Below are 11,772 nucleotides of genomic sequence, written 5' to 3'. Positions count from 1 at the left end.
TTTTTAGGCGATGATCTGCGACGAAGCTTTACTTCAAAGCTGGGCTAAATGTAACTCCACAAACGGAGTTAATGCTTCACCCGTCCAAATTCCTTCTATTAAGTTCATATCTCTACTCACAGAACTGTACGTTGTTTCCTTTTCATTTTGATTGTTATAGATAAATCGGAACTGATAATTACCTGGCTTGAGAGGTTTAAAAAACCATGTACCACCATTTCCAGTAGGAATGTTAATTCCAAGTCGATTACCCCAAATCCCAAATATTTCGATATCAGGAAAGAATGTCAAACTCTCTCCTGGTATGGCCAAAAGGTAATCAGATTCTAAAGATGATAAAGGGCTAATCCAACCACCCTCGAATGGAATTCGACCGTATGCATTCACTAGTTCTGGAAATAAGGTGAAATAAAAGCTAAATATAAGAGGAGTTAAGGTGTTATTAGTAATCCGTATACCAAGCTGTACAGAATATTTAGGGGAAAAATATCCTGGCGTTATTGGTAATAAAAATTCCAAAATACTCAGAAGTTTCTGTACTAGATTTTTTTTTGGTAAGCACAACATTCGCTCCGGTACTAAAGTTTCAAACCGGACGCCATCTATTTCAACCGCATTAATTTCATTTGATTCACTTGATGTCATATTGGCTGACCTCTCAAGGACATCTTCATGCGCCGTCAATACTCTAGGCACATAGCTTAATGTCATTATCCTGAAAAAAAATAATAATTTCAGAAAATTTTTTATTCACCAGAACTTTCCAACACCGCTAACAAACTTTTCAACAGCAAATAAGCAGAAGTTCCTCCTGGATCTGGATGTCCGATACTCCGTTCCCCCAGGTAGCTAGCCCGTCCCTTTTTCGCCTGCATTGGTATAGTTTCCTGCAACCCTTTGTGGGCTGCTGCTACAGCTTGTTGCATAGCTTCCAGCGTTCCCTTACTTTCTTTTACAGCTTGCCCAAAAGCGGCTACAGCTGGAGACAGCACATCCACCATCGTTTTGTCTCCTAGTTGCGCTTTACCACGTTGCAGCACGCCGTCTAAGCCTGCTTGGAGTATTCCTAAAACATCTTGTTCTGTTAATTCTTGCTTACCAACTACTGCTGTACTGGCTCGTAAAAACCAAGTGCCATAAAGAGGGCCACTAGCACCGCCAATGGAAGAAATTAAGGTCATACTTACAGCTTTGAGAATGCTGCTGATGTCCTTGTCTTTTTGAGTTGGTAACTGAGCGCTTACTTTTTTGAAGCCGCGATCCATATTGATCCCGTGGTCAGCATCTCCGATCGCAGCATCTAATTCTGTCAAATATGCTTTATTCTGCTCTATCACGGTTGCATAAGCCTGCAACCATTGTAGTATCTGCGACTGACTTAACATAATTCGTAATACTCGCCAAAGGCGAGAAGCAAGCTACGTAATTCGTAATTATGAAATTCCCCAGCGCCAACTTGGTGTTTTGACTGGTGCATCCCATAGGCGGATCGTCTCGTCATCTAATTTCAGCAGGGTAATGGAGCAACCTTGCATTTCTAGAGATGTGATGTAAGGGCCTATCAAGTTTCGTACAATTTGCAATCCTTGCTGTTCGCAGATTTGGGCGAGTTTGCGGTAAACAATATACAGTTCAGAAATCGGGGTTCCACCCATACTATTGACGAAAGCTAAGAGGCGATCGCCTTCGGCAAATGGTAGAGTTGTTAGTTCTACATCTACCCATTCTCCTTTGTCTTCATCCCATTCGCGGAGCGTGCGGGTGTATGCTGCATCTTCAATGAGCGATCGCGTTAAAATTTCGGTAATCTCATCTACTGATTTGAGCGCTGTACGTTCTGTTCCTGGCTCACCGTGAATACCGATACCTAATTCAATTTCGCGATCGCTCAATTCAAATGTCGGCGTTCCATTAGCGGGCACTGTACAAGATGTTAGAGCAATTCCCATACTCCGCCCATTCAAATTTACTCGGCGACACAAATTTGCTATTTGTGGCAAATCATACCCTGCCTCAGCCGCCGCACCACAAATTTTTTCTGCCAGTATTGTTGTTCCTACACCTCGCCGTCCTTGGGTATAGAGACTATCTTTGACTGCTACATCGTCATCAATCAAAATATTTAGCGATCGAATGCCCTCACTACGGGCTAACTCTGTTGCTATCTCAAAGTTCATCACATCGCCACTGTAATTTTTGACGATATAAAGGATACCTGAGCCTCCATCTACAAGCTTTGCTGCTTCTAGCATTTGGTCGGGAGTCGGTGAAGTGAAAACCTCACCAGGACAAGCTGCATCAAGCATTCCTTTGCCCACGAAGCCAGCGTGCATTGGTTCATGTCCACTGCCACCACCTGAAATAATTGCTACTTTACCCGGAATAGGTGCATTGGCTCGATAGACAAAAGTCGGATCGTAGTTCAGTTTAATTAAATCGGAATGAGCCGCCGCCATACCTTCTAGACTTTCTTGCACAAAGTCTTCTGGCTTGTTGATCAGCTTTTTCATAATCCGTGTTTGGTTAAAAGGGTGCTAAAACCCAGGTTATAGCGATCGCTGGTTTGTATGCAATAGAGGCTGACCTCTCTCTAAATCTCTCTCCTAAAAGGAGCAATGGTATACACACTCGAAAAAACTTCATCCACCAAAGATTTGCAGTGCGTTACGCTGGCTGACAAAGCTAAAACGCATTTGCTATTTCGGCGAACTCATTTGCTATTTCGGCGAACTCATTTGCTATTTCGGCGAACTCATTTGCTATTTCGGCGAACTCATTTGCTATTTCGGAGTACTCATTTGCTATTTCAGAGTACTCATTTGCTATTTCGGAGTACTCATTTGCTATTTCGGAGTACTCATTTGCTATTTCGGAGTACTCATTTGTTATTTCGGAGTACTCATTTGCTATTTCGGAGTACTCATTTGTTATTTCGGAGTACTCATTTGTTATTTCGGCGTGTCCATAACGCACCCTAGTGGGGTGGCAAGGCTAAATTTGTGCATTAGCAAACTCTTATGGGATAAGCTCTCTAGCCCGTCCTAATTGGCGGGCATCTTGCCCGCCCCACAAGAAAATTTATTGCACGTAGCCTAAAAGGAGAGACTTTGAATTTTCCCCCTTCCCGCCACGAGTTGGGGGTTAGGGGGTTAGGTTTTTCCCTATCGCGTGAGAAAAGTGAGTTATCTAATGTTAATTCACAGATTCCATCCACTCGATACACTTGTGCATCTGCTGGCGTATGGTTTCTTTATCAGCATGAAACCTTCGTCCATGACCTGGTAGCACCCACTCAAAAGAGTAATTAGCCAAGTTACGCATCGATTTAGTCTGTTCTGACCAAGAATACCAGCAGGCATTCCGGAATGCAGCCAATTGGTGGAAGCTTTCTGACCAAGCGAGATGATCCCCAGTGAAGAGGAACTGATTTTTATAAAGTAAAACTGTGTGTCCTTTGGTGTGACCGGGAACTGGGATAATTAATAAATCTGGTGTCAAAGTAAATGGTTCAGAACCAGTTAGCTGTATTTCTACATTGCGAGTATCCGCAGTAATATCATCAGCATGAAGGATGCGATCGCACTGAAAATGCTCGGCAAACTTTTGATGATCTGCCACATCATCCTTATGAGTGAGGTACATATAACGAATTGGCCCCAGTTCTTCTAAACGCTTGACTAAAGGCGGTGTAAACCGGGGAGAATCCACCAAAATGTTACCTTCTGGAAGTTGAATTAAATAGCTAGCAGCACCATAAGATTTTTCCGAATGATAGCCGCAGTGGTAAACATTTTCCGCTACTAATAGAGGAAACTTTTCTTGAGCAACTTTGATATCTTTTGGTTTCTCAACAGTACCAATAGAACTAGTAGGACAAGCTAAAAGTGCTTCTAGCGCGGCTAATCTTTCCGCTTCATTGGTTGGTTGATGATAAACAGCCGATTGATCGTCAACATCATAAAATACTTCAGGAGCCATCCAGCGACAGGTATCACAATCAATACAGGTAGTATCTACATAAAAATCGCCGTTGACATTTTGAGAGCGACGCTGATTTAAATGAGCCATATTAATCCTTTCGCTTCCAGCCACTTACTGGGGAGCGATAAACTCTATATCACTACGCTAGCAAAAGTAACTTGAGACTGTAGACGCCGCTAGAAATAAATCTGCTCAAAAATATAAAGACTTGTGAAACCCAGTAAGCATAAATTGGGAAAACTGAACATAGACACTATCTGCTGATATATTCCTAAATATGCTTTACTGTTCTAATTCCAATTGCTCAAATCCTTTTAATCCTGATAACAATAAGTTTTGCATTAAGTGTGGAAAAACACTCACACCATTATTTAGAAACCGTTTTCGGGTAATACGGCTTTTGGGTGAGGGTGGATTTAGCAGAACTTATGAAGCCAGGGATGCAGATAAGATAGATGAACCTTGCGTAATTAAGCAATTTGTCCCTCAATTTGAAGGAACGGCTGCACTTGAGAAAGCCACAGAGTTATTTAAGCAAGAAGCGAAGCGTCTGTATGACTTAGGAAAACACCCACAAATTCCCTGTCTGATTGCTTATTTTGAACAGGATAAACGGCTTTATTTGGTACAAGAATTGATTCAAGGGCAGAATTTATTACAAGAATTGCAGCAGCAGGGAGCTTTTAGCGAAGAAAAGATCAAACAGATTTTAACTGATTTATTGCCTATCCTGAAGTTTATCCATGAACGCGGTGTAATTCATCGAGATATCAAGCCAGAAAATATCATGCGCCGTCTAGATGGCAAGTTAATATTAATTGATTTTGGTGTTTCTAAACAAATTACAAAAACTTTTGTAGGTGTTGGTACAACAGTGGGAACACCTGGATATACGCCACTAGAGCAAATGCGCGGTCAAGTTTTCCCTGCAAGTGACCTTTATAGTTTGGGTGTAACTTGTATTCGCTTATTAACCCAATGTTTACCAAAAGCAAATGGTTCTGATGAACTTTATGATGCGCTCAGGGGTTGCTGGATTTGGAGAAAATATTTACCACAAAGTATTAATCCTGACTTTGGGCAAGTTTTAGATAAGTTAATTCAGGATTTTGTGAAGGAACGCTATCAATCTGCTGATGAGGTTATACAAGCTCTTAATTCTGAGAATCTAAATTCAGCAGTAGGAATAGATTATACAATTTTGCAAAAGTTACTAGCATCTGGTAAATGGCGAGAAGCCGATCGAGAAACTTGGAAGTTTATGCTTAAAATATCTCATCGAGAAAAAGAAGGTTATCTCAGAGTACAAGATATCGAAAAGTTTCCCTGTCAAGGCCTCTTAACTATTGATCGCTTGTGGGTAAAATACAGTAATGGGCGCTTTGGTTTTAGTATCCAGAAGCAAATATGGGACAGCGTTGGGGGAAAACCTGACTTAGATTTGCAAACTTGGAAATATTTTGGAGAGTGTCTAGGTTGGCGGATTAAAAATAATTGGAAGCCTTATGATTTTCTATCATTTACATTAACTGCTCCGGCTGGACAACTACCCAGAGCAGTGTGGAGTATGAGATTAGATGAAAGAAGAAAAAGACTTTCTGCCCTTACATCAAGGCTTGTGAATTGTAAAATTTATTAGTTAAGGAAAAATTCACTATGACTGAAATTGTATTTATCGTTGAAGATGATCCAGATGGTGGTTATACAGCTAGAGCTTTAACCGAGTCAATTTTTACTCAGGCTGACGATATAGAAACACTACGCGAAATGATACGTGATGCGGTTCACTGTCATTTTCCTAATGAACAAAACCGTCCAAAAATCATTCGGTTACACATAGTTCGTGATGAGGTAATAGCTTCTTGAAGCTCCCACGAGACTTATCTAGTTCAGAATTAGTTAATGCTCTTGCTCGTTTAGGATACGAGGTCAGTCATCAAAAGGGTAGCCACATTCGGTTAACTACTCAACAGAATGGTGAGCATAATATCACAGTTCCCGCCCATGACCCGATTAAAATTGGTACTCTTAACGCCATACTGATAGATGTTGCCGCTCATGCTGGTTTCACTCGTGACGAATTACTTGCGTTGCTTTTTCCATAGCTATTAAAAATAGATAAATAGGTAAGTGTAATTAATGTTTAATAAATTCACTTGCGATCGAAACTTTACTCGCGTAGGCGTAACCCATCGTAGACATCGCAAATTCGCCGCTAGCAAAAGTGGCTTGAGATTGTAGACACTCTAAAAATAAATCTAGTCAAAAATAGAGAGTGGTGAAACTGCAACACTCCAAATTCCCCGCCTGATTGCTTAGGTAATAAAAACTCTTACATACCTATATCAATACTATGAAGGCTAGCTTAAAGACAATAAATTTAGAAATTTTAAAGTGTTTGCCGTCCTAATTAGATAAACCCAAGATATATGTTTTCCTATTCCTCTAGATAGATTAACTGGAAAAATTTACTTCTGCCAAATAACTTTCAAGATTGTAATTTAACGATTAACATTTAAAGGAATAAAGTTTGTCAAAAATTTGTAACTCCAAATAATATTTTTGTAAAAGGTTATCAGCAACTAAAGACGGTAATGAGTATTACATCCGATCCCAATAGCAACCCAACAGTTCCTACCCGATCCTTTCTCCCTATAGAAGATTATGGGGTGATTGGCAACTGCCATACCGCAGCTCTTGTCAGTAGTTGTGGTTCGATTGACTGGCTTTGCCTACCTCGGTTCGATTCTCCATCTTTGTTTGCTCAGATTTTGGATCTCGAACGTGGTGGGAGCTGGAGTATTCAGCCAGCCACTGCTTGGGAAAGCGATCATCAGTACTTGAACGAAACTAATGTACTAGAAACTATTTTTACGTGTGAGTCAGGACGAATTTCGCTGCTGGATTTTATGGATATCACTAATAATGAGCAGCAGCAACGCCTTCCTGCGCCTGGTAGACTGATCCGAATTGTCGAGGTTAGCGAAGGAACAGTTGAAATTATTAGCACTTGCTCTCCTCGCCCTGATTATGGGTATACAATTCCCGATTTACTCAAATTTGGTAACGAAGTCAGGTTTGGTTCATTCACAGTTACTGGCCCCGTTGAATGGCATCTAGACACAACAAGCAATACATTTATGTGCCAGATTATCCTCCACGCTGGAGAGCAAGCCGTATTCACGCTTTTGACTGAGGAGGATGCACAACTGCCGAACCTAGCCCCTACCGATGCCCTGGCATCAACGATCGCCTTCTGGCGGCGTTGGGCGAATAAGTGTACTTATCAAGGAGCGTACCGAGATGTAGTTGTCCGCAGCGCGCTCACCTTACAGTTGATGACTTACGCTCCTTCAGGAGCAATTGTGGCTGCACCTACAACCTCGTTACCTGAAGAAATTGGTGGAGAGCGGAACTGGGATTATCGCTTCACCTGGATTCGCGACTCATCATTTACTCTTTATGCATTGCTATTAGCAGGTTACATTGATGATGAGTATCAATACTTTAATTGGCTGGCGCAGACTCTGAAGATAGAAGGAACTGGCATCAAAATCCTTTACCCGATCGCATCAAGTGGACAGGTGGTTGAGCAAACCTTAGATCGCTTGCGGGGATACCGGGAATCGCAGCCAGTTCGGATTGGCAATGGTGCATCTGGGCAAGTTCAGCTTGATGTCTATGGTGAGGTGCTTAGTGCCTTACATTTTGCTTGGAAAATTGGGAAGTACGATCCAACTGCAATTTGGGAACACATTTGCCCACTAGTAGATTGGGCTGCTGAACACTGGCGCGAACCGGATAGCGGCATCTGGGAAGTGCGTGGGGGGTTGCGGCATTTTGTTTACGGTAAAGTTATGCTGTGGGTGGCGTTAGACTGTGGGATCGAAATGGCTGAAGCGCTTGAGCTAGCTGGTGATACTAGCCGTTGGCGACAGGAGCGCGAACTAATCCGCAATCAGGTGTTTGAAAAAGGATGGAGCGAAAAACTTGGTGCGTTCAAGCAATCCTACGAGGACGAAACTCTTGATGCCTCGAATTTGCTCATGTCTAGTGTCGGCTTCATTGATGGAACTGACCCGCGTATGGTGTCAACTATTGATGCTACTATTAAGCATTTAGTTGACAATGGACTGTGTTATCGTTACCGGGATGCACCAGAAGGAGTGAGCGGTAAAGAGGCATCCTTTGTTCTTTGTACCTTCTGGCTGATCGACGCACTGATCTTGGCTCAAAGGACAACAGAGGCTCGTGTTTGGTTTGAGCAAATGTTGGGACGAAGCAGTTCGCTGGGACTGTTTGCAGAAGAAATCGACTTGGAGACAGGGGCGCATCTTGGTAACTTTCCTCAAGCCTTTTCGCACATTGGCGTCATTAACGTTGCCGTTTCCTTAGCACACGCATGTAATACCGGAACAGTTGAGCCTCAGCATATTGATGCAGCAAATGCTGCCAGAAGAGGTGGCGGTGGTATTCAAACCTGAGTTTGATGTAAGAAGCCTATACTGAACCTGTACTCAGATCAGTGTAAGAGATGTCACTGTTCAAAGACAAACCAGAGGATTAGCTATGAAATGGCGCGTGATTCAAGAATCAGACCTAGAAACAGGCGATGGGGCTGTATGGTGTCCAGAATTACCTGGTTGTACTTCAGCAGGAGAAACTGAAGAAGAAGCTTTGGAAAATATTAAAGAAGCAATTCAATTGTATTTACAGCCAGAATCAATTGAGTTAGCCCCTGGCGCGATCGCACGAGAGATTATCGTATCGTGAGCGATCGCGCATATAATTCATAACGTCTCCCATTCATCTCTGCTGATATTAGCTTGACGTAATATTCTATTTAATAAGCTTGGGCTGATGTCTCCCTGATGTAGATTGGGAATTGTCAGCTTTAATTCATCATCATTAAGTATTGGTAGAGTATGACCCAAACGCAATCCTAGTACAATCCATCCTTCAAGAGTATCTTGCAAATCCTCCCGGCAAGCTTCTAGTGTTGTAGCGTTTGCCCACACACCTTGACATTCTAGAATTTCGCCGTAGAAAGTTCCATCCTCAAGCAACTCATAAGTTGCTTTGTGCATTGCTGTACGAATGTAATTTGTCAACATTCAGCTTTTTAATCAATTTGGTTATAACTAAAATTTTATTTTTAATCGCAAATACGCAAAACTCTAATTATGTATATTTTTTAATTTCCGAAAATGCGATCGCGCCCCTTTACCAAACGCGATCGCTAAATTTTCTATCCCCTAAACAATAAAATGCAGACGATCGATCGCTGCATTAATTAAATTATGGGTAACGGGAAGACTATCAACTACCATCCCCAGACACAACAGCATCATGTAGGAGATCGAATAGAGAAACAACTCTCTAGCGACAGTGCGATCCTCTGGATTTTGCAACAACCGCCAAGATTTGTGGATAAATAATCCTCCCAGACTGAGGGCGATCGCAGCATAAAGAATTCCACTCGCGCCCAAGGGATATACCAATAACACGGTTGCAAATACTGTTACCAGCGTGTAGTACCAAATCTGCTTTACAGTTGCCGTAGTACCTTCAATCACAGGTAACATTGGTATCCCAACTTTTGCGTAGTCATCTTTAATCATCAGAGCTAGCGCCCAGAAATGGGGTGGTGTCCATAAAAAGACGATGGCAAAAATCAGCCATGCTGACCAGCTTAATGTCCCCGTGACAGCAGCCCAACCCACTAAAGCCGGAATTGCCCCAGCCGCACCACCAACCACGATATTCTGAGGGGTGTGGCGTTTTAGCCAGTGGGTATAGACCAAAATATAAAAGACGATGCCAGAAAAGGCTAGCGAGGCGGCTAATAAATTGGCAAATACTGCTAGGAGTGTAAAGGAAAGTGTTGCCAGTGCGATCGCAAAAATTAGAGCATCGCGTGGCTGCACCTTACCGGAAGGCATCGGACGATGACGCGTCCGCTCCATGTCATAATCAATATCCCGGTCATAGACACAGTTGATCGTCTGGGCGCTTGCAGCAGCCATTGTGCCACCAGTGAGAGTTACTAGCAACAACAATGGGTCTACTTCTCCCTTAGCAGCAATCCACATACTTCCAGCCGTGGTAATTAAAAGCAACGGAATAATCCGAGGTTTGGTTAGCTGGTAGTAACTTTGAATTACCTGTAAAAATGTTCCGTGGTGGCGAGAGACATTAGTCTCAATCATTTTGGCTCTGGTTCCTTATTTTTCAACAACTTATATGCAGCCCCCGCTCAAGGTGGCTCTTTCAGGCAAACGAAAACACAGATTTTCTGCACCTGCGTGGGTCGCAATACTCGCCGTTGCGCTTTCCATCAGTGCTGTTAGCGATAGCGGGGCGTTTAGCCCGTGCTGAGTTAGGAGTTAGGAGTTAACAGTAGAGACGCGATTAATCGCGTCTGTACAAGAGTTAGGAGTTAGGAGTTAGGAGTTATTTCTTCCCTTGCTCCCCTTGCTCCCCTTGCTCCCCCTACTCCCCCTGCTCCCTCATCTCCTCCATTCCCTACTCAGCACTCAGCACTCGTGACTCAGCACTAACTGAGTCACGCAGTGCGAGAACTGTGAAAGCCACCAAAGTACCCAGCAAAGTAGCTCCTATAGCTTGGTGAGAGACTGTGAGAGGCTCGACTTGGAGGTGTAATTTGAAGGTGGCGAATCCCAACAAGATTTGTAAGGTTAACAACCCACCAGCCATATTTGCCAGTCGCCGTAAGGCTGGATGTAGTGCTGGTGTCCGCCAACAGATAAATACCATTGCCAAGGTTGCTACTGTTGGCGGCACCAAACCAGCAATATGGCTGTACATTACCGTACAAAGTTGAGAACCGCCGAGACATTGGTGTAGCGCCCAGCGAGAGCCTACCAAAGCACCTAGTAGACTTTGCAGGTAAACCAGAACAGCAGCAGTTAAACCAATCCAAGGCAACTTACCAACGGTTCCAGTCCCCTGATAGGGTGTGAGTGCTGTGCCGATAATCAGGAGGGTGGTAAAAAACAACAGCGCCGTTCCTAAATGAGCGGTAACGATATCAAACCGCAACAGTTCGGTAACGGTGAGTCCCCCCAAGATACCTTGGAAGACAATTAAAAACAGGGCGAATGTAGATGCCCAAGGCAGCCATCTGGGTAAGAAACGACGATGCCACCAGGACAAACCAAAGAGTGCGATCGCGCTTACACCAATTAAAGCTGCATCCAATCTGTGAAACCACTCCAAAAACACTTGGAGATTCATTTGCTTGGCTGGCACCAGTTCGCCATAGCATAAGGGCCAGTCTGGGCAAGCCAGCCCAGCATTCATCACACGGGTGGCGCTGCCTATTGCCATCAAAATTAAGGTGGCTATGCATATTTTCCACACCAAGCGACGAATCATTTCCTTGGGCTTTTGCTGCTGAAGCGCCGCTTCATTTTGTTGTTGTAGGACAAATTCGCTCATCAATGATACCTTCTGCCCGTTCTTGGTGGCTCTCTTAAAATTTTCAATTTTCTTTTAGCGTCCTATCTTCACCCTAGCGTATAGGCTAAGGTTTTATAGATTAGCACTCACTTATACTTTGAATCACTCCAACAAGGTTTTGCCTGAAGCTTTAGGTATTTTTCAAGATGTGAGAAATTGGTGAATGGCAATTAATTTAAACATCCTAAATTTTTCCTTAAATTTTTTTACTGATTTGCATCTATTTTTGGCGTTGTATGATAGTAAACTCATACTCAAAATTAGTAAAATAGCCAAAAAAATTAATAAAAATTTCAGACCTTTCTCGCC

The 11,772-nt window shown here is 42.9% G+C and carries 11 protein-coding genes and 1 pseudogene; 5 read left to right on the top strand and 7 right to left on the bottom strand.

The window, feature by feature from the left end; all coding sequences use genetic code 11:
• Window positions 1-33 precede the first annotated feature (33 nt).
• The 4 genes from NSTC731_RS21705 to NSTC731_RS21690 form a co-directional block, all read right to left on the bottom strand.
• The gene (locus tag NSTC731_RS21705) at window positions 34-645 is read right to left on the bottom strand and encodes a hypothetical protein (RefSeq protein ID WP_445626753.1); all 612 of its coding nucleotides are present in this window, start codon (window positions 643-645) and stop codon (window positions 34-36) included.
• A gap of 101 nt (window positions 646-746) precedes the next feature.
• A complete protein-coding gene (gene dhaL, locus NSTC731_RS21700; RefSeq protein WP_445626752.1) occupies window positions 747-1,385 on the bottom strand; it encodes a dihydroxyacetone kinase subunit DhaL in 639 nt (212 codons plus the stop codon).
• Between the two features lie 48 nt (window positions 1,386-1,433).
• Window positions 1,434-2,510, bottom strand: coding sequence for a dihydroxyacetone kinase subunit DhaK (dhaK, locus tag NSTC731_RS21695; RefSeq protein WP_445626751.1), 1,077 nt, complete (start codon window positions 2,508-2,510; stop codon window positions 1,434-1,436).
• A 682-nt stretch (window positions 2,511-3,192) separates the two neighbouring features.
• Window positions 3,193-4,068, bottom strand: a complete 876-nt coding sequence (locus NSTC731_RS21690; protein WP_445626750.1) for an MBL fold metallo-hydrolase — start codon at window positions 4,066-4,068, stop codon at window positions 3,193-3,195.
• Window positions 4,069-4,258: 190 nt separating this feature from the next.
• On the opposite strand from NSTC731_RS21690, the gene NSTC731_RS21685 reads away from it, so the two are divergent.
• From NSTC731_RS21685 to NSTC731_RS21665, 5 genes are all read left to right on the top strand, one after another.
• Window positions 4,259-5,620 carry a GUN4 domain-containing protein gene (locus NSTC731_RS21685; protein WP_445626749.1) on the top strand — a complete coding sequence of 454 codons (1,362 nt, stop codon included), beginning with the start codon at window positions 4,259-4,261 and terminating at the stop codon, window positions 5,618-5,620.
• Window positions 5,621-5,637: 17 nt separating this feature from the next.
• Window positions 5,638-5,847, top strand: a complete 210-nt coding sequence (locus tag NSTC731_RS21680; RefSeq protein ID WP_322719525.1) for a type II toxin-antitoxin system HicB family antitoxin — start codon at window positions 5,638-5,640, stop codon at window positions 5,845-5,847.
• Window positions 5,844-6,086, top strand: coding sequence for a type II toxin-antitoxin system HicA family toxin (locus tag NSTC731_RS21675; protein ID WP_445626748.1), 243 nt, complete (start codon window positions 5,844-5,846; stop codon window positions 6,084-6,086). Before NSTC731_RS21680 ends, NSTC731_RS21675 begins: the two co-directional genes overlap by 4 nt.
• A gap of 489 nt (window positions 6,087-6,575) precedes the next feature.
• Window positions 6,576-8,465 carry a glycoside hydrolase family 15 protein gene (locus NSTC731_RS21670; protein ID WP_445626747.1) on the top strand — a complete coding sequence of 630 codons (1,890 nt, stop codon included), beginning with the start codon at window positions 6,576-6,578 and terminating at the stop codon, window positions 8,463-8,465.
• A gap of 85 nt (window positions 8,466-8,550) precedes the next feature.
• Window positions 8,551-8,754: a type II toxin-antitoxin system HicB family antitoxin gene (locus NSTC731_RS21665; RefSeq protein WP_445626746.1), complete on the top strand. Its 204-nt coding sequence runs from the start codon at window positions 8,551-8,553 to the stop codon at window positions 8,752-8,754.
• 113 nt (window positions 8,755-8,867) lie between these two features.
• On the opposite strand, the pseudogene NSTC731_RS21660 reads toward NSTC731_RS21665, so the two are convergent.
• The 3 genes and pseudogenes from NSTC731_RS21660 to NSTC731_RS21650 all read right to left on the bottom strand — a co-directional run.
• Window positions 8,868-9,095, bottom strand: a pseudogene (locus NSTC731_RS21660) (type II toxin-antitoxin system HicB family antitoxin); the annotation flags it as partial.
• 141 nt (window positions 9,096-9,236) lie between these two features.
• The gene (locus tag NSTC731_RS21655) at window positions 9,237-10,190 is read right to left on the bottom strand and encodes a heme o synthase (protein ID WP_445626745.1); all 954 of its coding nucleotides are present in this window, start codon (window positions 10,188-10,190) and stop codon (window positions 9,237-9,239) included.
• A gap of 316 nt (window positions 10,191-10,506) precedes the next feature.
• Window positions 10,507-11,442, bottom strand: a complete 936-nt coding sequence (locus NSTC731_RS21650) for a COX15/CtaA family protein (RefSeq protein WP_445626744.1) — start codon at window positions 11,440-11,442, stop codon at window positions 10,507-10,509.
• Window positions 11,443-11,772 lie beyond the last annotated feature (330 nt).

The sequence above is a fragment of the Nostoc sp. DSM 114167 genome (assembly GCF_052692655.1).
Note: the sequence above shows the minus strand (reverse complement) of the source record. Positions and strands in the feature narration are given on the sequence as shown.